The sequence below is a fragment of the Dyadobacter sp. 22481 genome, from assembly GCF_052044875.1.
GTDB classification, from domain to species: Bacteria; Bacteroidota; Bacteroidia; order Cytophagales; family Spirosomataceae; genus Dyadobacter; species Dyadobacter endophyticus.
The window spans coordinates 155,818-178,557 of sequence record NZ_JBQENV010000004.1 but is presented as its reverse complement, the minus strand read 5'-3'; the positions used below and the strand labels follow the sequence as shown (position 1 = coordinate 178,557).

Genomic DNA, 22,740 nt, shown 5'->3' with positions numbered 1-22,740 from the left:
ATCAGCATGGCACACGATAAGATTGTAGTTGGGGTAGATATTGGAAGTACGAAAATAACCGTGGTCGCTGCGCAAGGTTCAGCGACGCGTCGCAACAATATCGAGATTTTGGGCTTCAGCGAAGTCCCTGTGCCGGCAGGAGCAGTAGTAAATGGCTCCGTTGAAAACATTAAACAGGTTGGCAGCGCGATCAAAGAGGCACTCGCGGAAGCGTCGTCCCGGTCGGATCTTGATATTGGAGTTGTAAATGTAAGCTTTGGCGGTACGCACGTAAAAGTGAGTCCGCAGAGCGACGGGGTGATCAGGCCTTCCGCATCATCGGGCGAAGAAGTAACCCAACGGGATGTCGACCAACTGGTCGACGATATGTACCGCGCGAAAATTGAGCCGAACTTCGATGTACTGCATGTATTGCCGATGGACTTTACGGTGGATAACTCGACAGGCGTGCGTGAGCCGGTAGGCCGCACGGGCATTAAGCTCGGGGGGAATTTCCTCGTGATTTCTGCCAACAGCCAGTCGGTGTTGCGTACCAAGAAAAGCCTCGCCGAAGCCGACCAGGCGCTGAAATGCGATAAACTGGTGCTTGCTCCGCTGGCAACCAGCCTGGCCGTATTGACCGATAATGAAATAAAAGCGGGCATCGCCATGGTGGATATCGGCGACCATACCACGGACGTGATCATCTATCACGACCGCATTGTGCGCCATATCGCGTCATTCCCGATTGGCGGGCGGCACATTACTGCCGATCTCGAAGTAGGATGCGGTATTCAGTTCGAGAATGCGGAACATTTGAAAAAGGAATACGGCGTGGCAGTTTCGGCTGACGTGCCTTTGAATGTAGAAATTCTGATTAATTACCTGGCCGGCCGCCAGCCCAAACCGGTTTTGAAAAAGAATGTAGCATTGATCATCGAAGAGCGATTGAAAGAAATTGCGGCGATGGTGTATGCGGAGATCATTAAATCGGGTTACGCCGACAGGCTGATCGGCGGGCTTGTCCTCACCGGCGGCTCCGCAAACATTCCGGAGATAGAGGCTTTGTTTGAAAGAATCACCGACATGTCGGTACGCGTAGGCTACCCTGAGAACCTGGAACGGACTGCCAAAGCCGACGCGGTAAGCAATGCCGCTTTCAATACCGCCATCGGGCTTGCGTGGGCAGGTCTGAAATCGGTCGATTCGCGGATAAAATCCGTTTGCAGGCCTGCATCGGCATTCAATACAGGCAATGTGGTGCAGAAGGAACCAGTGAAAGAGGTAAAAGAAGCGCAGAAACGAAACGGAACGTTTTGGGATAATATTACCGGTATTATAGGAAAGAAAGACGATAGTCTCGGAGACTATTAACAGCCATATCACGCATACTCAACCCCGGAAAGAATATGAACAATAGCTTGTTGCACGCATTAGACCAGGACTATATAGTGAACGAAATCATCAAAGACCCAAACGGAGAAGGCCACGGCGAGCCGGCTATCATCAAGGTAATTGGTGTCGGCGGGGGAGGTAGCAATGCTGTGAACTACATGTTTGAGAAAAAAATCAAGGACGTGGAGTTTGCGGTTTGTAACACAGACAGACAAGCGCTTGCCAACAGCCCTGTACCCGTGAAAATCCAATTGGGGGCAACTTTGACACAAGGCCTGGGAGCCGGTACCGATGCTTCGAAAGGAAAGGAAGCGGCTTTGGAAACGATCGAAGAAATAAAAGGGCTTCTGGGAGGCTCTACACAAATGGTCTTTATCACGGCCGGTATGGGCGGTGGAACAGGAACGGGGGCCGCGCCGGTGATTGCGCAGCTTGCCAAAGAAATGGGCAAACTGACGGTGGCTGTCGTAACAGCACCTTACACCTGGGAAGGACTTGACAAGAAAGAGCAGGCGCTCGAAGGTATTGAGCAGCTGAAAGAATATAGCGATACTGTTCTCGTCGTTTTGAACGACAAGCTCGAAGAACTGTACGAGGACATGACATTGACGCAGGCCTTCGCGGAAGCGGACGGTATTTTGCTCAATGCGGTGAAAAGTATTTCCGAGATCATTACCACCAATGGTAACATCAACACCGACTTCAAAGATGTGGAGAAAGTGTTGAAAGGTGCCGGACAGTCGGTAATGGGAACGTCGGAGTCCACCGGCGCCGATCGCGCGCAGAATGCGATCAAGGAAGCGCTCGATTCGCCGCTATTGAACGACCGCGATATCCGCGGCGCGAAAAGGATCCTCGTAACGCTCGCTACCAGCAAGAAGAAAGAGGCTACTATGCGGGAGCAGCGCGAGATCTGGCAATATGTGCTTTCACAAGTGGGCGGCGAAGCACGGATGTTCAAACTGGGTACGATCACCGACGATTCGTTGGGCGATAAGCTCCGGGTTACCGTAGTGGCGGCTGGTTTTGACAGTATCGAATCGCCGATCCCCGGTATTCAGCTCAAAGGCGTCAAAGGACAGCCTCTGCAAGCCCCCGTGATTGTGGAAGAGCCGAAAGAAGAAATTCCCGAACCGGTGGCTGTGGATGAAGAGGAACTGGTATTGACCGGAGAACTGGAAGAAAATACGCCGACGGGTTCGATCGACCTCGTTCTGGAAGATGAAAGGGTAACGCACGGCTTCGAGCCGATCAATATTTCGCTGACGGAAGTCGAGCCGACGAACGACTGGACGGACGAAGATGCCCTGAAAATGGAAATGATGATCAAATCATTCCGCGATGGGCTTGTGAAATTCGCTGATCTGGAAGGTCCGGCTTTTCGCCGGAGCAGGGTTGAGCTTTGGAAGCGCCCCGCCATTCCGGCACATGAAATGGAACAACACTGGCTGAAATAGTAAAAAGGGAGCGAAGAGCTCCCTTTTTTAATGTCCTAGAAATGAATAAGCTGCCCGGCTTGTATTTCAAGCAGTTCCTTATACAATGCATTTGAAATGACATTATCGCTGTAATGCGAGCGTATCTGCGCAAGCTTCACGCGTAACGCGAGCGTATTCATGCCCAGGTAGCTGAAAACGTCGTTCAAATGGCTCAATGCGATGGCCGCGCCTTGCATATTGGAAGATAATCCTACCAATGCGGCTTTTTTATTGGAGAAACTGTTGGGGTAGGGCAGTCCGTCGATAAATGCTTTCAGCACGCCAGGGTATGAACCGTTGTACTCGGGCACGATGAATACGAACTTGTCGGTTTGTTCCAGCAATGATTTCAGGTTGTTAAATGCTTCATTCTTACCGCTGTTCGCATACAATGCCGAGACCGTAAAATCATCGGGCAGGTTCACCAGATCAAGAATAATACTGGGCGCGTGCAGTTGTTGAAGGATTCCCTGATAATATTCCGCTATTTTCCTGGACATCGAGTTGGGCCGGTTAGTGCCAACGATGATCACGATAGGAGATGTGGATGGAGTCATGTGCCGGTTAATGTTCTGTAACTGGTAACAAATAAAGTTTGAAATTGTTCTTTCGATGCCGTTACCAGTGGCAAAACTAACCGTCAAACCGACACGTTACCAGGCCGGTTTTCATGATACACAACAATTATTGTTATATTTGAGCCCATTATTCAACATGAAATTGAAATAATTATCTGATTTTCAGATTATTATACATAAATCAACCCACATAAAATATGTCCTGGTTTATTCGGAAAGAGAAAGGTATCAATACACCGACTGAAATGAAGCGCGAAGCGCCGGACGGTTTGTGGTATCAGTGCCCCAATTGCAAAAAAATCACTCCTACCAGGGAACACAAGCAGAATGCTTTTACCTGTCCGCATTGTAACTACCACGAGAAAGTGGGGTCCGATGTGTATTTCAACCTGCTTTTCGATGACAACGAGTTTATCGAGCTCGATGCCAACCTCATATCCGGCGACCCGCTGGGCTTCGTAGATACGAAGGCTTATCCCGACCGGATCAAGTCGACCATGAAGAAGACCGGGCTGAAAGATGCGGTACGCACAGGTCATGGTAAAATGAATGGATTGGACCTGGTGATCGCATGTATGGATTTCAGCTTCATCGGCGGTTCGATGGGCTCGGTGGTAGGGGAGAAAATCGCCCGTGCGATTTCTTATGCCCTCGAAAAGAAGATCCCGTTCCTGATGATTTCGAAGTCGGGAGGAGCCCGGATGATGGAGGCGGGATTTTCGCTGATGCAGATGGCCAAGACCTCGGCACGCCTGGCGCAATTGTCGGAAGCCAAGGTGCCTTATATTTCATTGCTAACCGACCCTACAACCGGAGGTGTTACGGCTTCTTATGCAATGCTCGGCGACTTCAACATTTCGGAGCCGGAGGCATTGATCGGTTTCGCGGGCCCTCGGGTTATTCGTGAGACGATCGGCAAAGACCTGCCAAAAGGTTTTCAAAGTGCCGAATTCGTGCTGGAACATGGGTTCCTTGACTTTATTGTCGACCGTAAGGATTTGAAAGATAAATTGACAAGCCTGCTGAATATGCTCAAATAGGTACTATTATTTAGTAAAGCGGCCCGTCAGGTTATCTGGCGGGCCGCTTTGCTATTATGGTGTTCGATTCATTTGATCAGGGACAGGCATCTTTCCGGCGCGTGTCGGTAATATCGTTGATCTTCCAGCCGGTGTTTGTTTTGATCAGATTAAAGACGTTGACGCCGCAATGCGAAAACTTATCGCCCAGATAAAACTTGTAGGGTGCCCAAACGACGGCCATTGGCCCGTCGATGGAGACTTTGACCTCGTAAATGCGTTCGTCCCATTTATCCTTGTGCGGTGTACCGACGGCCTTTACGAAGCTGTCCACGGTACCTTTGTGCGCGACGGTGGAATCGGCGGCATTTTTGGAAATGGAGGTTAATGTGCATTGTTTGGTAAACACGCTGCGTACGGCGGTAGAGTCGCCGTTTCGCATTCCGTCGAACAGTTTATCAACCACCTGGCGGGCATCGGTTTCGTCCGATGGGCGTGTGGCGGCGTTTGCTGCATACGAAAGTGTGTTTGCGAGTAATGCAAGTGTTAGGAAATGGCTAATACGTTTCATTGGTATAGTTTTAACAAAAACTTAATTTTGAGCCCCTTTGTAAATTTTGGGAGTCGATATGTCGGAAAAAATAGTCAAAAAAGTAGATATAAGGAACAGACGGGCCTCGTTCGAGTATTTCTTTCTGGAAGAGTTCACGACCGGTATGGTGCTCACGGGCACCGAAATCAAATCGATCCGGCAGGGTAAGGTCAATTTTCAGGATGCTTACTGTTTTTTTATGGATGGAGAGTTGTTCATTCGCAGCCTTCACATTTCACCTTACACAGAAGGTACGCATTACAATCACGAACCCATGCGCGACCGCAAGCTGTTGATTACCAAGCGGGAGCGGAGGAAATTGACAGAAGGATTGAAAGACCAGGGGCTTACTATTGTGCCAGTACGATTGTTCACCAGTGAGCGTGGCTTAGCGAAGTTGCATATTGCATTAGCGAAAGGCAAGAAGCTTTATGACAAGCGCGACAGCATCAAGGAGCGCGACGTGAAGCGGGAGAACGATCGGGCTGGTTATTAATACGCGCCCCGGCGAGTGTGAAAAGTGCTAATGAGGTGATAATGGGCACTTTCGGATAGATTTTTACAACAATATTGGAAAATACCGGATCGTCTTTTTCTGGTGAAAAATTCTTATATTGTGGGAATTAACTACCACAGGGCTCATGGGTAAAGTACTGGTTCTGAATCAAGATTATAGCGCACTAAGTGTTTGCACGGTTCCGAAGGCATTTTTGCTGGTTTATATGAAGAAAGCGGAAATGCTCGCCGAATCTCAACAGGAACATCTCAGGACTGTCAACGACAGGTATCCCATGCCAGTCGTCATACGCCTCCATCGCTACATACACATACCATACAGGGGCGTAGTCATGACCAGACAAAACCTCTTCAAGCGGGACGGCAACAGGTGCCAGTATTGCGGAACCCACGATAATCTGACACTGGACCACGTGATGCCGAAAAGCAGGGGAGGGAAAACCACCTGGGACAATTTGGCCACCGCATGTAAAAGATGCAACTCCCGCAAAGGAGACCATACGCCGGAAGAGGTTGACATGCCCTTAAAGCAGCGACCGTTCCGGCCTTCTTTTTTAATGTTCATCCGGGACTTTTCGGGCATGGCTGATGTAGAGTGGCTGCCCTACCTCGGATCGAAAGAGCGGCATTGCTGAAATCCCCTTCATCCGGCTGACGAGCAGACTTTTAAGCGCCTGAATGGTGCACCTTCGCCCAGTTTCCAAATTAAATTATCCAACCCTTCGGAATTTAATCTGGAATCGCGTAATTTTGCGTCCTAATTTTTCAAAAATACTTGTTGAACTAATTTTCAGCCGTTTAGCTCGGCGGCTGATGTATCCAAGAGCCATTATTCCTATTTATGTCTAAGGAAAAACAAAATCAACCGCTTCCCGAATTCGATTGGGATAAAGCATCAGACAAGGGTTTCGGAACTGCTTATTCATCTGCTGACCGTACCCGTCTGGAACAAATGTATGAAACTACCCTTTCTCCGGTTTCGGAAAAAGAAGTAGTTAAAGGTGTTGTAGTAGGTATTACAGACCGCGAGGTGATTCTTAACATCGGTTTCAAATCTGATGGTATCGTTTCATCCAATGAATTCCGCGACCTGCCAGGTTTGAAAATCGGCGACGAAGTGGAAGTTTACGTAGAGAACCAGGAAGACGCACAAGGTCAGCTGGTACTTTCACGCAAAAAAGCGAAAGTTATCACTGCATGGGATAACATCCAGAAATCATTCGATGAGGATGTTGTTATCGATGCAAATGTTAAGAGAAGAACCAAAGGTGGTCTTATCGTTGATATTTTCGGCATTGAAGCATTCTTGCCGGGTTCACAGATCGATGTGAAACCAATCCGCGACTTCGACGTATTCGTCGGAAAGCGTATGGAAGTAAAAGTTGTGAAAATCAACTACGCTAACGATAACGTAGTAGTATCTCACAAAATCCTGATCGAGAAAGACCTCGAAGCACAACGTCAGCAGATCCTGAACAACCTTGAAAAAGGTCAGGTACTGGAAGGCGTGATCAAAAACATGACCAACTTCGGTGTGTTCATCGACCTTGGTGGTGTTGACGGTCTGTTGCACATTACTGATATTTCATGGGGCCGTATCAACCACCCATCTGACCTGTTGTCACTGGATCAGAAACTGAACGTGGTTGTTCTGGACTTCGACGAAGAGAAAAAACGTATTTCTCTTGGTTTGAAACAACTCCAGTCGCACCCATGGGATTCTCTGGCAGACGAAATCCAGGTTGGATCGAAAGTTACAGGTCGCATCGTTAATGTTGCTGACTACGGCGCTTTCCTTGAAATCAAACCAGGTGTAGAAGGTCTGATCCACGTTTCTGAAATGTCATGGTCTCAGCACCTGCGCAATCCACAGGAGTTCATGAATGTGAACGACGAGATCAGCGCGGTTGTATTGACGCTTGACCGTCAGGAGCGCAAAATGTCTTTGGGCATCAAACAATTGACCGAAGATCCTTGGACTCAAGGTTCATTGAAAGAGAAATATGCGATCGGTACCCGCCACAAAGGAGTAGTTCGTAACCTGACCAACTTCGGTCTGTTCATCGAACTCGAAGAAGGCATTGACGGTCTGGTACACGTTTCTGACCTTTCATGGACTAAGAAAATCAAGCATCCTTCCGACTTCGTGAAAGTAAACGACGAGCTGGAAGTAGTTGTACTTGAACTGGACGCGGACAACCGTCGTCTGGCTCTGGGCCACAAGCAGCTTGAAGAAAACCCATGGGATACTTTCGAGAGCATTTTCGAAGTAGGTTCAGTACACAAATCTACCATCGTTGCGAAAGGTGACAAGTTCGCTACACTCGAACTTCCTTACGGAATCGAAGGTGTTGCTTCTATCAAAAACCTTGCGAAAGAAGACGGAACATTTGCTGAGGTAGGTGAGAGCCTTGACTTCACTGTTCTTGAATTCCTGAAAGACGAGAAGAAAATCGTTTTGACTCACTCTAAAGTGAAAGGTGTTCCTGCTGAGGAAAGAAAAGAGCCGAAAGCTGCAAAAGCTCCTGCTACTGAATCCGTGAGCAAAGAAGCTGAGAAATCAACTTTTGGAGACCTTAGCGTTCTGTCTGCTTTGAAAGAGCAGTTCGAAGAGAGCGAGAAGAAAGGAAAAAAGTAAAATAAGTTGTGGTGCGGAAGAATTTTTTAATACTTTTGCACCCGGATTAGCTGTCAGCCTTGCGCCGGCAGCTAATCTTTAAAAATGGTTCCGTGGCCGAGTGGCTAGGCAGAGGTCTGCAAAACCTCGTACAGCGGTTCGAATCCGCTCGGAACCTCCCCTTGAATTGTGGTCATTTTCCCCAGATTTTGCACACAATAAAATGCCTGAAAAATACCATTTGGATTAAGCTTTTTGAAAGAGCTCCAAATGGTATTTTTTTTGCTAGTTGATTGAAAATCAGCGCGTAGAATTTTTGTAACCCGGGTTAAATTAGGGATGCAAATTAGACAAATTATAAATAAGATGGTGGGGTAAAATATCCCTTAAATACTTTTGTGGATAAAAAATCGTGAGCTAGTTTTGTCTGTTGAAGAATAATGAATAGTTGATTATGAATATACCATTCCGAATGGACGCTAAGTTTTGTTCCTTCTTTAATTACTCAAAAACCTTTGTAGCTATCCTCTTAGCTATCTTTTTAAGCGTACCTACTTTAGTATCTGCGCAGGATAGCACTGCTACTGCCGCCGCGGCACCTGCCGGTGGTGGAGATGCTGCAAAAGGTGAGTCGATCTTCAAAAATAACTGCGCCCAATGCCACGCTCCGACTGACGAACGTGTGGTTGGCCCGGGTCTGAAAGGCGCAAGTTCCCGTCACGATTTTGCTTGGCTCTCGAAATGGGTACGCAACTCTTCAGCGGTGATCGCATCAGGCGATGCTTACGCTGTCAAAATTTACAACGAATATTCGAAAGCTCAGATGACGAGCTTCCCGAATCTTTCGGACGATGATATCAAAGCGATCTTCGCTTATGTGGATCAGGCGTCTGCTGCTCCTGCCGCTGCTGCGGGTGGTGCAGCTGCTGGCGGTGCTGCGGCTGCTGCCGGTGATGCCAAAGGCGGCGCGCCTTCCGATCTGTTCGTGATCGTATTAGTTGCATTGGTCGTAGTAATGGTACTGGTACTCGGCGTTTTGCTGGTTATCGTATCGCTTCTGTCCAAAGCCGTTAAAGGCGGATCAGCTGAAACCGAGGCTCCTGCCGGTGAAGGTTTCGGGGGTTTGCTGAAAAGAATCACGGTCGATCCGGCTATCCGTTCTGCGACACTCTGGATATTCGTCCTGCTCGTTTTGAAGTCGACTTTGGACGGAGCGTTTAATGTGGGCGTTCAGCAGGGATACGCTCCTAAGCAGCCTATCTCTTTCTCTCACAAACTGCACGCAGGCGAATATAAAATCGACTGTAACTATTGCCACACCGGCGTTAACCGCGGTAAGTCGGCGCACATCCCTTCTGCTAACATCTGTATGAACTGCCACGGTGTTATCAAGAAAGAATCTCCTGAAATTCAAAAGATTTATACTTCTATCGAGAACAACCAGCCTATCGAATGGGTGCGCGTTCACAACTTGCCCGACCTGGCTTACTTCAACCACGCACAACACGTAAACGTAGGTGGCCTGGAATGCCAGAACTGCCACGGCGAGGTGGAGAAAATGGAAGTAATACAGCAACGTTCGTCACTGACGATGGGATGGTGTATTGATTGTCACCGTAAAACTGAGGTAAATACCAAAGACAATCAGTACTACGATAAGCTGGTACAGTTGCACGCTTCTGAAAGTAAAGAGGCTTTGAAAGTAGCGGATATTGGTGGTCTGGAATGTTCTAAGTGCCACTACTAATCAAGAAATTAATACCGGATACAACTCATTGTATTGAATAGTTTTATGGAAAATACTAATAAAAGATACTGGCGGGGACTTGAAGAGCTGAGGAATGATGAGAAGTTTGTAAAAGATGCAAGTTCAGAGTTCCCAAGCGCACCGACCGAAAGTCAGTATGAAAGCCTGGTGGATGGCGTAGGTACCCATCGCCGTGATTTCCTTAAAGTTTTGGGCTTTGGAATGGCGGCTGTATCCCTCGCTGCCTGCGAAGCACCGGTCAAGAAAGCCATCCCTTACGTTAATAAGCCGGAAGGCGAATTTCCTACTATATCTAACTGGTATGCATCCACTTACGCAGAAGGTGGAGATTACGCGAGTATCCTGGTCAAAACCCGCGAGGGCCGACCAATTAAAATAGAAAGCAATTCCCTTTCAAAAGTATCTTACGGTGTGAGCTCACGGGCGCACGCTTCGTTGCTCGGCTTGTACGATAACGAAAAACTGAAAGGCCCTAAGAAAGGAGAAGATACAAAAGTAAGCTGGGAAACTGTCGACAAGGAGATCGCTGATCAGCTTGGACAGATCGCAGCAAAGGGCGGAGCCATCCGTATCCTTACTTCCACGATATTGAGCCCGTCGACCAAGGCGGTTATTGCAGATTTTACTGCAAAATATCCAACCACAACCCATGTCGTATACGATGCCAACTCCTCTTACGCAATTGTAAAAGGTAATGAGTTGTCATTCGGCAAAGCGGTTATCCCGTCTTACGATTTCAGCAAAGCGAAAGTAATCGTAGGCATCGACGGCGACTTCCTGGGAACATGGCTTGCCCCTGATACATTCTCGAAACAGTTTGCCGAAACACGTCGTGTAAGCAGTGATAAAGAGGGTAAAAAGGAAATGTCCCGCCTGTATCAGTTCGAATCGACCCTTTCACTGACTGGCGCCAATGCGGATTACCGTACTGCGGTAAAACCTTCACAGATCGGTCTGGTAGCAGCGGCGCTTTACAACAAAGTAGCAGCGAAACTGGGCGGCGCTTCTATTGCCACGCCTGCATTGAGCATTCCTGAATTGGACAAAGCAGCAGCTGAACTTGTTGCGGCAAAAGGACAGGCATTGGTTGTATCGGGCATCAACGATCCTTCGGTGCAAGTAATAGTGAACGCGCTGAACAGCCTGCTGGGAAGCTACGGTTCGACTATCAATCTGGATAAACCTGTAAACTATCGCCAGGGTAACGATATCGCTACCAACCAGTTGATCGACGAGGTTAAAGGCGGTAAAGTTTCTGCATTGATTTTGTGGGGTGCCAATCCGGTTTACGACCACCCACGTGGTGCTGAGCTGGCGGGCGCATTGCCACAGGTTTCATTGAGCGTATCGTTTAACGACCGTGCAGATGAAACATCTTCACTTTTGAAATACATCCTTCCTGCACCCCACTACCTCGAATCATGGGGTGATGCGGAACCCGTTGCAGGATCATATAGCTTGATGCAGCCGGCGATCAGCTTGATTTTCAGTACTCGTCAGGCACAATCATCGCTTTTGAAATGGGTAGGAGCTTCGGCTGACTACCATGAATATGTAAAAGCCTATTGGAGAAAAAACATCTATCCGCAAGCCGGAGGTGGTGACTTCGAGAAATTCTGGATTAAATCGCTGCACGACGGTGTGTTGGATGTGGCTTCGGCCTCCACGGGTGCTGGCGCAACATTCGCCGGAAACCTTCCTACCGCTGCCGCTGCGATTGCAAAGAGATACAAAGCATCGTCATCAGGACTTGAACTGGCGATTTTCGAAAACGTAGGTTTGGGTACCGGCTTCGCTGCAAACAACCCATGGTTGCAGGAAAACCCCGATCCGATCACAAAAGCTTGCTGGGATAACCACGCAGGTCTTTCACAAAAAACTGCCACTGAACTCGGCCTTGCGCAGGGTGACGTCGTGAAAGTAGATGTGAAAGGTAAATCGGTTGAATTGCCGGTGATCATTCAGCCTGGCCTTGCGCAAGGAACAGTAGCAGTAGCAATTGGTTTCGGACGTGAGAAAGCGGGTAAATCTGCCAATGGTGTTGGTAAGAACGTATTCCCGTTTGCCACATTCACCGACGGCTTCCTGAACTTCACACCAGGCGAGGTAACTGTTTCGAAAACAGGCGAGACGCGCGAAATCGCTCAAACTCAGACGCACAGCACAGTAATGAACCGGAAGTCGGTTCTGCAAGAGACAGTATTGGCTCACTTCCAGAAGGATCCGATGGCGGGACGCTTTGTTCCGAAAATCCAGACTTCCGAAGGCGAGGTTGATGCAACAGACTTGTCGCTCTGGAACGGCCACAAATACAAGAACCACTCGTGGGGTATGGTGATCGACCTGAACACATGCTTCGGTTGCGGGTCTTGCGTGATCAGCTGCCAGAACGAGAACAATATCCCAGTTGTAGGTCGTCAGGAAATCATCAATGCCCGTGAAATGCACTGGCTGCGTATTGACCGCTATTACAGCAGCGATGCAGATGTAGAAGATTTGCGTGGATTGGAAATTGCTTCTGAAAACCCTGAGGTAACGTTCCAGCCAATGCTTTGCCAGCACTGTAACAATGCTCCTTGCGAAACGGTATGTCCTGTATTGGCAACGACCCATAGCTCGGAAGGCTTGAACCAAATGGCTTATAACCGTTGCGTAGGTACAAGGTATTGTGCAAACAACTGCCCTTATAAAGTACGTCGCTTCAACTGGTTCAAATATTTTGATAACGACAACTTCGATTATGCATTCAACAATGACCTTGGTAAAATGGTCATTAACCCTGATGTAACAGTACGTTCAAGAGGGGTTATCGAGAAATGCTCGATGTGCGTTCACAGAATCCAGGAAGCAAAACTGACTGCGAAGAAGGAAAGAAGACGCATTGTTGACGGTGAAGTAAATGTGGCTTGTGCATCTTCATGCCCGACAGACGCGATTACTTTTGGCGATATGAACGATCCGGAAAGCAGAATTTCGAAACTGCTTGAAGTCGAAAGAGAAGGACGTGCATTCCACATGCTGGAAGAAATCAACGTTCGTCCGCAGATTTCTTACCTCACCAAAATCCGGAACAAGGATGCTGCCGCCAAAGCGGAGAAGGTTGAGAAAGAGCACGCTTAATATCAGAGTTTAGAATTATTGACGATCCAATCATTATAAATAAATAGTAGTATGCATGTTACTTCACCTGTAAGAGAACCGCTGATTCAAGGTGGGAAAACGTACGCGGACGTAACGGAAGACATATGCCGGCACGTGGAGGCAGCTCCAACGAAAGAATGGAAAATTGCTTTCGGCCTTTCGCTCATCGTACTGGCATACGGATCTGTGTGTCTTGCTTGGACCTGGTGGGAAGGCCTCGGAGTTTGGGGTTTGAATAAAACAGTAGGTTGGGCCTGGGACATCACCAACTTTGTATGGTGGGTGGGTATCGGTCACGCGGGAACGCTGATCTCCGCGATCCTCTTGCTCTTCCGCCAGAAATGGAGAACTTCCATCAACCGTGCAGCGGAAGCGATGACGATCTTCGCCGTAATTTGTGCTGCTTCTTTTATTTTGATGCACATGGGTCGTCCCTGGATGGCTTACTGGGCTCTTCCATTGCCAAACGCGTTCGGTTCATTGTGGGTTAACTTCAACTCACCGCTCGTTTGGGACGTATTTGCGATCAGTACTTACTTCTCGGTTTCACTGGTTTTCTGGTACATCGGTCTCATTCCCGACCTTGCTACCATCCGCGACCGCGCAACCAGCAAAGTTTCGAAATTCATGTACGGCACATTTGCAATGGGTTGGGACGGTTCAGCGAAAACCTGGGCTCGTTACGAATACATCTCTCTGATCCTTGCGGGTCTTTCTACACCACTCGTACTTTCGGTACACACCATTGTAAGTATGGACTTTGCTACCTCGGTGATTCCGGGATGGCACACGACCATCTTCCCTCCGTACTTCGTTGCAGGTGCGATCTTCTCCGGATTTGCGATGGTACAAAACCTGATGCTTATCACGCGTGTAGTTTATAAACTTGAAGACTACATCACCCTCGAACACATCGAGACGATGAACAAGGTAATCACGCTGACCGGTTCGGTAGTAGGTGTGGCCTATATTACTGAATTCTTTATCGCATGGTACGGTGGGGTTGAATACGAATACTACGCGTTCTTCAACCGTATGACCGGCCCTTACTGGTGGGCATACTGGGCGATGATGACCTGTAACGTAATCTCTCCGCAGCTTTTCTGGTCAAGAAAACTGCGTCGCAGCATCACGTTTACATTCTTCATTTCTGTTGTGGTAAATATTGGTATGTGGTTCGAGCGTTTCGTAATTATTGTAACCTCACTGCACCGCGACTACATTCCTTCAAGCTGGTCGATGTTCTCGCCAACGAGATACGATATCGGGGACTACATTTTCTCCTTCGGTTTGTTCTTCACATTGTTCCTCCTGTTCTCGAAATACCTGCCGGTAGTAAACATGGCGGAAGTAAAAGCGGTATTGCGTTCAACTTCTGCGCAGCTGCCTGCTAAGATCGCCGGAGTTGCAAAAGTAAGACAGCGCGGAGCTGCCGAACCCGCTTACAATAAGGATCAGGAATAAAAAGCATTGCGTAAAAGCGAATTATAGAGATTATAATTAAGTAATAGTATGGCAGAATTATCTGGTAAATATTTGGTCGGAGTTTACGACGATGACGATACTGTTCTTCACGCGGTTCCCAAGTTGAGAAAGGCCGGTGTGAAAATTAAAGAAGTATATTCTCCATTTCCTATCCACGGGTTGGACGAAGCACTGGGGCACCCAAGAACGCGTATCGGTATCGCTGCCTTTATGTTTGGCGTGACAGGATGCTGCTGCGTGCTGACGTTAATGATTTGGACAATGGGATATGACTGGCCGATGATCATCGGTGGTAAAGATCCTATCTCGATTCCTAACTATATCCCCATTACATTCGAAGGAACAGTACTTTTTACTGCATTCGGTATGGTGATTACCTTCTTGATTTCAAATGGACTCGGACCCGGTACCCATTTCCATCCAAGGTTTGATGTACGGGCTACAGACAACAAGTTCATCATGGCGATCGAGGTGAGCAGAAACTCGATGAGCGAAGAGGAGATATCGAGAGCGTTGAAAGACAGCGGCGCAGAAGAAGTCAACATTAAGCAATTCTAATGGAGTTTAAAGCAATGAAATTTAAAGATTTATATAAATATCTATTGGTTGCTGCCGTATTGCTTACTGCTGCCGCTGGTTGTAAAAAGGATCCTAACAATCCCGGAAAGGAATATGCACCAAACATGTACCTGCCCGTAGGTTATGAACCATACAAGCAGGAAAAAGCCAACCCCATCAACCCGCAGGGATTAACCATGCGTCTGCCGGTGGCTGGTACCGTTGCAAGACGTAACTATCATACGCAATTCGGTAACTCTGATTCAGCCGTTGTCGATCTGATGGTATACAACATTCCCGCCGATAGCATTGAGATTGCGGAAAGAGTACTTAAAAACCCGGTTCCTCTGAACGAGAAGACTTTGGCAGAAGGAAAGGTATTGTACGACAGATATTGCCAGCACTGCCACGGTGCAACCGGCGCCGGTGACGGAAAAGTGGGAGCGATGTACAAAGGTGTTCCCAACTACGCAAGCGACGCTTATAAGAACCTGAATGAGGGACATATTTTCCACGTGATCACACACGGGAAAGCGCGCATGTGGCCTCACGGATCGCAGATCAATCCGGAAGAACGCTGGAAGATCGTACACTACGTACAGAAATTGCAGAAAGGGGCTTAAGTACAATTTTGAAAACAGAGAAATAATTTAAATAATGGCATCAGCACATTCGATTCCTTCTATTGAAGAACGGTTTGAATTTACATCGGGAGCTAAGAGAAGTTTGCTCATTGGTGGCGGTGTAGGACTGGCTCTTGTACTATTAGGAGCATACCTCGCAGCCAATGGCGGTGGTGGTCATGAAGTGGCTGCACATGGAGCAGAACATGCTGCGGCGGCAGGCCATGCGGCGGCTGAGCACGGAGCGGCAGCTGCAACACATGGCGCAGACGCACACGGCGCTGCGGCTGAGGGCGGTCACCATGCCAAGAGCTGGGTGGCACGCATTTGGGCCAACCTTTGGGTAAATGGTGTATATTTTACCGGGATGTCCGTTGTGGGGATGTTCTTCCTTTCTTATAACTACCTGGCGCAAGCCGGTTGGTCTGCGGTATTCAAAAGAGTACCTGAGGCGCTTCCCGCATTTCTTCCTTTTACAGGTGCAGTGCTTCTGATTACTTTCCTTTTGGGTGGACATGATTTGTTTCACTGGACACACAAGGGGCTGTTTGAAGTAGGCGGCGCGGAGTATGACAAGATTATAGCCGGTAAGCAGGGATATTTGAATACGCCTTTCTTCGTGGGACGCCTTGTTATCTATTTCGTAGTTTGGTACCTGATGTGGAAAAAGCTTCGCAACCTGTCATTACAAGAAGATGAGATCGGCGGAACTGAGTTCTATGAAAAATCAATCCGCCTTGGCACTGCATTTCTTGTGGTATTCGGTGTTACTTCGTCTACCTCTGCCTGGGATTTTGTGATGTCAATCGACACGCACTGGTTCAGCACCATGTTCGGTTGGTATACTTTGGCTAGCTGGCACGTTGCCGGTCTGGCGGTAATTACCCTGACCATCGTATTGCTTCGTGAAAGAGGTTACCTGAGAGCGGTTAATTCAAGCCACTTGCGCGACCTTGGTAAATTTGTATTTGCATTCAGTATTTTCTGGACATATGTCTGGTTCGCACAATTCCTTCTGATCTACTACGCTAACCTTCCGGAAGAAACGATCTATTTCATCGAGCGTTTCCGTGGACACGGTGGATTCTACAAAGCGCCTTTCTTCATTACATTGTTCCTGAACTTCTTCTTCCCGTTCCTCATCCTGATGACCCGTGATGCGAAGTTCACGCATTCGATCCTGAAAGTAGCTTGCTGGAGTGTAATCGTCGGACACTGGTTCGATTTCTACACCAACATTATGCCTGGAACAGTCGGTGCGGAAGCTTCGATCGGTCCATTGGAGTGGGGCTTCTTCCTGATCTTCCTTTGCGCGTTTGCATATACCATCGCAAATCAATTGACCAAGGCAAATCTGATCCCGAGAAATCACCCGATGTTGGAGGAGTCACTGCATCACGATATCGCCTAATTGCAAAACCAGTAAATCATCATGTATATTATTATCGCATTAGTTGCTCTTGTATTTATTGTCCTCACCGGGGTGGTTATATCCAGGTTGCAGGGTGTTTTGAAGAGTATCGACAAGACCGGTTCTGAGGAGGTTGAAACGTCTGGTAATAAAGTAAACGGTGCCATGTTTATCGTGATCCTGATTGGGGGCGCTGTTTCCATCACCTGGTCATACCTGCATGCACGTGAGTTTTTCCTTCCTGAGGCATCTTCGATCCACGGTAGAAGAACCGACGACCTGTTCTGGTTCTCGATGGGAATTCTGACTATCCCTTTCATCCTGGTAAACTTCCTGGTATTCTATTTCGCCTGGAAATACCAACACAAAAAAGGACACCGAGCTACATTCTATCCTGAAAACCATAAGCTTGAATTGGTCTGGACTATCATCCCTGCTATTGTAATGGCATTGCTGGTATTTACAGGCTGGAAAGCGTGGTCGGATATCACAGCGGAAGCTCCACGCGATGCGGAGGTGATCGAGATTACCGGTAAGCAGTTCAACTGGATCGCGCGTTATGGCGGTGTTGATAATAACAAACTAGGTGACTACAATTATAAATTGATTGATGCACAAAACGAAGTTGGTATCGATTTGTCGGATGAAAATTCGTTCGATGACTTTACCAACCCTTCTGAAATGCATATCCCTGTAGGCCGTCCGGTGCTATTGAAAATCCGTGCCCGCGACGTGTTGCACAGCGTTTTCATTCCTCACATGCGTGTGAAAATGGATGCAGTGCCAGGTATGCCGACCAAATTCTGGTTCGTACCGGACAAAACAACCGCTGATATGCGTGCCGAAACCGGTAACCCGAAATTTGACTACGAGATTGCTTGTACGGAGGTATGTGGACAAGGTCACTTTTCAATGAAAATGAGATTGATCGTAGACGATGAGGCTACATACAAGAAATGGGTTTCAGAACAGGCTACTTTCCTGTCGACTTACCCAGAGTATCTTGCGAAAGTTCCTGAGAACCTGAAAGCAAAGGCCATGAAATATGTGCCTGCCGAAGCAGCGACTCCTGCGGCTGACAGCTCAGCAACCTCTGCTGGCGGTGCCGGAGCAAGTTCTAGTCTACGATAATTCTATTAATTAAAATTACAATAAAAGTATATGTCAGCTATTGAAGGATTGGAAACAGCTCACCACCACGCAGACGAGCATGACCACCACCACGAAGCACAAAGCTTTTGGCAGAAATATATATTTTGTGAAGATCACAAGGTAATTGCCAAGCAGTATCTGATCACGGGTATTTTGTGGGCTATTATCGGGATTACCATGTCGGTGATCTTCCGTATTCAGCTGGGTTTGCCCGATTCTAACCTGTCCTGGTTGAAGCCTGTTTTGGGTGGATGGATCAGCGACGCTGGAAAGCTGGATCCCAACTTCTACCTGGCTTTGGTTACGATGCACGGTACCATCATGGTATTCTTTGTATTGACGGCCGGTTTGAGTGGTACTTTCAGTAACTTCCTCATCCCACTTCAAATCGGAGCGCGCGATATGGCGTCAGGTTTTATGAACATGCTGTCATACTGGTTCTTCTTCCTGGCCAGCGTGATCATGTTCGCTTCTTTGTTCTTGCAACAAGGACCTGCTGCCGGTGGCTGGGTAATTTACCCCCCATTGAGCGCGTTGCCGCAAGCGCACCCGGGCTCAGGCATGGGTATGACATTGTGGTTGGCTAGTATGGCATTCTTTATCGTTTCGCAGCTGTTGGGTGGTATCAACTACATTACTACTGTTATCAACCTGCGTACTAGAGGTATGTCTTTCGACCGTCTGCCTCTGACGATCTGGTCATTCCTGATCACCGCGGTATTGGGTCTGATCTCTTTCCCTGTATTGCTTTCGTCTGTATTGCTGCTGATCTTCGACCGTCACTTCGGTACCAGTTTCTATCTTTCCGACATTTATATCAATGGTGAAGCGCTGCCAAACGTGGGTGGTAGCCCGATCCTGTTCCAGCACTTGTTCTGGTTCCTTGGTCACCCTGAAGTATATATCGTACTCTTGCCAGCTTTGGGTATTACATCCGAAGTAATCGCAACAAACTCACGCAAGCCGATCTTCGGCTACCGTGCGATGATCGCTTCCATGCTCGGTATCGCATTCCTCGCGTTTATCGTATGGGCGCACCACATGTTCGTAACAGGTATGAACCCGTTCCTGGGATCTGTCTTCATGTTCCTGACGCTGATTATCGCGGTACCTTCTGCGGTGAAAGGTTTTAACTACATCACAACACTCTGGAAAGGTAACATCGTGTTCACCCCCGGTATGTTGTTCTCGATCGGTCTGGTTTCTCTGTTCGTATCAGGTGGTCTTACCGGTATTATCCTGGGTAACAGCGCATTGGATATTCAATTGCACGATACCTACTTCGTAGTTGCCCACTTCCACCTGGTAATGGGGGCTGCGTCGGCATTCGGTCTGTTCGCAGGGGTTTACCACTGGTTCCCTAAAATGTTCGGCCGCATGATGAACACCACATTGGGTCAGATTCACTTCTGGATGACATTCATCGGAATTTACCTGGTGTTTATCCCAATGCACTACGTAGGTATCGCGGGCTTCCCTCGCCGTTACTACCAGTTCACCAGCTACGACTTTACGCATAAGTTCATGGATATGAACATGTTTATCTCCGTTGCAGCGATATTCACCTTCCTTGCACAGTTCATTTTCCTCTGGAACTTCTTTTACAGCATTTTCAAGGGAAGAAAAGCTCCGCAAAACCCATGGCGTTCAAACACGCTCGAATGGACTGCTCCTATTATTCCGGGTCACGGAAACTGGGAAGGCGAAATTCCTGCGGTATATCGTTGGTCATATGATTACAGCAAACCGGGTGCCAAAGAGGACTTCATCCCTCAGAACATCCCGTATTCTCAAACACCTGAATCGAACTTCCCTCATGAGAATGAGTTGATCGCGACAGAAAAGGTGATTGAGTCACAGAACTTCAATGACCAGTTCAAAACACATCATTGATCTTAAAGCGAATCGCCGGTTCCGGCGATTCGCTTTAAATACGCTCATTTCGCTGTACCTGGTAGTAATAGCAGGCGGCGTCGTGAGAAGCACAGGCTCAGGAATGGGCTGCCCCGACTGGCCTAAATGCTTCGGCAGATGGGTTCCTCCTACCGAAGCATCACAACTTCCTGCCAATTACAAGGAGATTTACGGTGCCAAGCTGAAAGGAGAAGTCGAGTTTAATGCGACGAAAACCTGGACCGAGTACGTAAACAGGCTTGTAGGAGCGCTTACGGGCATCATTATTTTTTTGATGCTGCTGGCCTCCATTCCTTTTCTGAAATCGGGAAACAAGCAAATATTCTTTTGGAGCCTCGCGGCTTTTTTGTTGACGGGCTTCCAGGGTTGGCTCGGTGCGAAAGTAGTTTCTTTCGAGTTGCACCCGCTGATCGTCACAGTACACATGCTGCTCGCCATAGTGATCATTTTCATCGTGCTCTATGTGTTTACATGGGCTGGTTATGTTGGGAAAGTGCTCACATTGCGTGAAGGTAGCGAGAAAGTGCTTAGTGGAATCGGGATCGTGGTCATGGCGCTGTCTTTGTTCCAGATCCTGCTCGGAACGCAAGTACGTGAGGCAATGGATGTAGTGATAATGCAGCTCGGTTACGATGCAAGGTCACAGTGGATCGATGAATTAGGAGCTAATTTTTACATACACCGGTCGTTTTCAATTCTGGTCTTTATTGTGAATGCAATCTGGATCAACAAAGTTTTGAAATCAGGTAACCAGGGCACAGCAGCGGGTAAAATCGCAAGGGCTTGCTTCTGGATATTGATAGCGGAGATCGCAACAGGTGTGATCATGGCGTATTTCGGGGTTCCCGCATTTGCGCAGCCCGTTCACCTGACATTCGCGATACTTTTGATCGGCTTGCAGTTTATCGTCTGGCTGGTTGTGAATGGTAAGAAGTATTTAAAATATGAAGGCGTGGCCGCGACGGCTGGTAGCCAGTTTTAGAATTTTCAATTTCTGTAATAATGATTTCAGTAGAGGAAAGTGTAAGCGGGGTTGGGAAGATCAGAGAGAGATTAGGGGTTTTATTTGAATTATTGAAATTCCGGCTGGCGTCGTTGATTGCCTTCTCCGGGGCAATGGGATATTGCCTGGGTTCGCGGGATGTGAAAGCCGGCGATATGGTACTTTTTGTGCTCGCATCGATCGGTATTACCGGTGCAGCGAACATTATCAACCAGATTTTGGAAAAAGATCTGGACAAAATGATGAAAAGAACGGCGTCAAGGCCGTTGCCAAGCGGAAGGATTACCGTGGAGCAGGCTGCTGTCTGGGCGGTTATCCTCGGAGTAGCTTCGCTGGTGATATTTGTGATGGTATTTAACCTGACAACGGGGCTTATTTCCCTGCTGTCGCTTGTGCTTTACGGCTTTGTTTATACGCCGTTGAAGCGCGTCGGTCCGATCGCGGTGTTCGTGGGTGCATTCCCCGGCGCATTTCCTCCGATGATCGGTTGGGTAGCAGCTACAAACCATTTCGGTCTGGAACCTGGTATCCTGTTTGCGATCCAGTTTTTCTGGCAATTCCCGCATTTCTGGGCGATTGCATGGGTGCTGGACGAAGATTACAAAAGAGCAGGTTTCAAATTGTTGCCCGCCAACGGTTTGAAAGACTCTGATACGACATTGCAGATCATGATCTATACCTTGTTCCTGCTTCCGATTGGCTGGTTGCCGTACGAGCTGGGAATGACGGGCATCAACTCCGCATTCATTGCGACGATTTTTGGGGTTTTGTTCCTCGCGCAGACGTTCCATCTCATGCGCAAATGCACAGACAAGACCGCGAAGCAGCTGATGTTCGGATCGTTCATTTACCTGCCGATCGTGCAGATTGCTTTTTTGTTGGATAAATTGTGATATTGAATCGAGAGAAAATGGAAAACGTTCAGCAATATAAATTGGAAAGAGAGCCGCAGGAAACACTGGCGATGGACCCGAAGAAGTTTATTCTCTGGCTGTTCCTCGTGACGATCATCATGCTTTTTGCCTCTCAGAGCAGCGCCTACCTCGTGCGCCGCGCGGAAGGTAATTGGCTGGAGTTCGAAATGCCGCAGATATTCTGGTACAGCACCGTGGTGCTCATAATGAGCAGTGTAGCGATGCAATGGTCCTATTTCTCGGCAAAAAAAGATCAGTTCCAACAATTGAAAATAGCAATTTCTATTACTTTTGTACTCGGCCTGATCTTCCTTTATATGCAGTTTCAGGGCTGGAAAGAGCTGGTGGCGATGAATGTTTATTTTGTAGGAAACCCGTCTGGCTCGTTCTTTTACGTGTTTACAGGACTTCACGGTTTCCACATCATTACCGGGCTGATTGTTTTGGTATTTGCGTTATTCTCGGCATTTAAGCTGAACGTGCATTCCAAAAATCTGAGAAGAATACAGATCAGTGCTACGTACTGGCACTTTTTGGATATACTCTGGTTATACCTTTTTGTTTTTTTATTGACCTTTAATTAATAATTTTTTTATC

Annotated in this window: 19 protein-coding genes and 1 tRNA gene; 18 read left to right on the top strand and 2 right to left on the bottom strand. The window is 47.9% G+C overall.

Annotated elements, in window-relative coordinates; all coding sequences use genetic code 11:
* Positions 1-6: 6 nt before the first annotated feature.
* On the top strand, positions 7-1,353 hold the full coding sequence (ftsA, locus tag ACTJJJ_RS26780; protein ID WP_188938546.1) for a cell division protein FtsA: 1,347 nt from the start codon (positions 7-9) through the stop codon (positions 1,351-1,353).
* A gap of 35 nt (positions 1,354-1,388) precedes the next feature.
* Positions 1,389-2,831, top strand: coding sequence for a cell division protein FtsZ (gene ftsZ / locus ACTJJJ_RS26775; RefSeq protein WP_188938545.1), 1,443 nt, complete (start codon positions 1,389-1,391; stop codon positions 2,829-2,831).
* A 35-nt stretch (positions 2,832-2,866) separates the two neighbouring features.
* On the opposite strand, the gene ACTJJJ_RS26770 is transcribed toward ftsZ, so the two are convergent.
* Positions 2,867-3,409, bottom strand: coding sequence for an NADPH-dependent FMN reductase (locus tag ACTJJJ_RS26770; RefSeq protein WP_188938544.1), 543 nt, complete (start codon positions 3,407-3,409; stop codon positions 2,867-2,869).
* 218 nt (positions 3,410-3,627) lie between these two features.
* Here ACTJJJ_RS26770 and accD point away from each other — a divergent pair, with 218 nt between their 5' ends.
* The gene (accD, locus tag ACTJJJ_RS26765) at positions 3,628-4,470 is read left to right on the top strand and encodes an acetyl-CoA carboxylase, carboxyltransferase subunit beta (protein ID WP_188938543.1); all 843 of its coding nucleotides are present in this window, start codon (positions 3,628-3,630) and stop codon (positions 4,468-4,470) included.
* A gap of 76 nt (positions 4,471-4,546) precedes the next feature.
* Here accD and ACTJJJ_RS26760 read toward each other — a convergent pair whose 3' ends face one another.
* The gene (locus ACTJJJ_RS26760) at positions 4,547-5,020 is read right to left on the bottom strand and encodes a nuclear transport factor 2 family protein (RefSeq protein WP_426292268.1); all 474 of its coding nucleotides are present in this window, start codon (positions 5,018-5,020) and stop codon (positions 4,547-4,549) included.
* A 58-nt stretch (positions 5,021-5,078) separates the two neighbouring features.
* Here ACTJJJ_RS26760 and smpB point away from each other — a divergent pair, with 58 nt between their 5' ends.
* The 15 genes from smpB to ACTJJJ_RS26685 all read left to right on the top strand — a co-directional run bounded on the left by smpB (position 5,079) and on the right by ACTJJJ_RS26685 (position 22,727).
* Positions 5,079-5,537, top strand: a complete 459-nt coding sequence (gene smpB, locus ACTJJJ_RS26755; RefSeq protein WP_188938541.1) for an SsrA-binding protein SmpB — start codon at positions 5,079-5,081, stop codon at positions 5,535-5,537.
* A 145-nt stretch (positions 5,538-5,682) separates the two neighbouring features.
* Positions 5,683-6,192: an HNH endonuclease gene (locus ACTJJJ_RS26750; protein WP_188938540.1), complete on the top strand. Its 510-nt coding sequence runs from the start codon at positions 5,683-5,685 to the stop codon at positions 6,190-6,192.
* A gap of 206 nt (positions 6,193-6,398) precedes the next feature.
* Positions 6,399-8,195 (top strand): 30S ribosomal protein S1, encoded by a 1,797-nt coding sequence (gene rpsA / locus ACTJJJ_RS26745; RefSeq protein ID WP_188938539.1) that lies wholly within the window; start codon positions 6,399-6,401, stop codon positions 8,193-8,195.
* Between the two features lie 86 nt (positions 8,196-8,281).
* Positions 8,282-8,352: transfer RNA gene (locus ACTJJJ_RS26740), tRNA-Cys, on the top strand.
* Between the two features lie 294 nt (positions 8,353-8,646).
* The gene (locus tag ACTJJJ_RS26735; protein WP_440703709.1) at positions 8,647-9,921 is read left to right on the top strand and encodes a c-type cytochrome; all 1,275 of its coding nucleotides are present in this window, start codon (positions 8,647-8,649) and stop codon (positions 9,919-9,921) included.
* A gap of 45 nt (positions 9,922-9,966) precedes the next feature.
* Positions 9,967-13,062 carry a TAT-variant-translocated molybdopterin oxidoreductase gene (locus tag ACTJJJ_RS26730; protein ID WP_440703565.1) on the top strand — a complete coding sequence of 1,032 codons (3,096 nt, stop codon included), beginning with the start codon at positions 9,967-9,969 and terminating at the stop codon, positions 13,060-13,062.
* A 51-nt stretch (positions 13,063-13,113) separates the two neighbouring features.
* Positions 13,114-14,547, top strand: a complete 1,434-nt coding sequence (gene nrfD / locus ACTJJJ_RS26725) for an NrfD/PsrC family molybdoenzyme membrane anchor subunit (protein WP_440703564.1) — start codon at positions 13,114-13,116, stop codon at positions 14,545-14,547.
* Positions 14,548-14,595: 48 nt separating this feature from the next.
* The gene (locus ACTJJJ_RS26720; RefSeq protein ID WP_188938536.1) at positions 14,596-15,126 is read left to right on the top strand and encodes a DUF3341 domain-containing protein; all 531 of its coding nucleotides are present in this window, start codon (positions 14,596-14,598) and stop codon (positions 15,124-15,126) included.
* The gene (locus ACTJJJ_RS26715; protein ID WP_188938535.1) at positions 15,126-15,749 is read left to right on the top strand and encodes a c-type cytochrome; all 624 of its coding nucleotides are present in this window, start codon (positions 15,126-15,128) and stop codon (positions 15,747-15,749) included. Before ACTJJJ_RS26720 ends, ACTJJJ_RS26715 begins: the two co-directional genes overlap by 1 nt.
* Positions 15,750-15,783: 34 nt before the next feature.
* Entirely contained in the window at positions 15,784-17,160 is a 1,377-nt protein-coding gene (locus tag ACTJJJ_RS26710) for a quinol:cytochrome C oxidoreductase (protein ID WP_188938534.1), read from the top strand.
* 21 nt (positions 17,161-17,181) lie between these two features.
* On the top strand, positions 17,182-18,291 hold the full coding sequence (locus tag ACTJJJ_RS26705; protein WP_188938533.1) for a cytochrome c oxidase subunit II: 1,110 nt from the start codon (positions 17,182-17,184) through the stop codon (positions 18,289-18,291).
* Positions 18,292-18,321: 30 nt separating this feature from the next.
* Positions 18,322-20,205 carry a cytochrome c oxidase subunit I gene (locus ACTJJJ_RS26700; RefSeq protein WP_188938532.1) on the top strand — a complete coding sequence of 628 codons (1,884 nt, stop codon included), beginning with the start codon at positions 18,322-18,324 and terminating at the stop codon, positions 20,203-20,205.
* Positions 20,180-21,208 carry a COX15/CtaA family protein gene (locus ACTJJJ_RS26695; RefSeq protein ID WP_440703563.1) on the top strand — a complete coding sequence of 343 codons (1,029 nt, stop codon included), beginning with the start codon at positions 20,180-20,182 and terminating at the stop codon, positions 21,206-21,208. Before ACTJJJ_RS26700 ends, ACTJJJ_RS26695 begins: the two co-directional genes overlap by 26 nt.
* 20 nt (positions 21,209-21,228) lie before the next feature.
* On the top strand, positions 21,229-22,122 hold the full coding sequence (gene cyoE, locus ACTJJJ_RS26690; RefSeq protein ID WP_229223298.1) for a heme o synthase: 894 nt from the start codon (positions 21,229-21,231) through the stop codon (positions 22,120-22,122).
* A gap of 17 nt (positions 22,123-22,139) precedes the next feature.
* Positions 22,140-22,727: a cytochrome c oxidase subunit 3 gene (locus ACTJJJ_RS26685; protein WP_440703562.1), complete on the top strand. Its 588-nt coding sequence runs from the start codon at positions 22,140-22,142 to the stop codon at positions 22,725-22,727.
* Positions 22,728-22,740 lie beyond the last annotated feature (13 nt).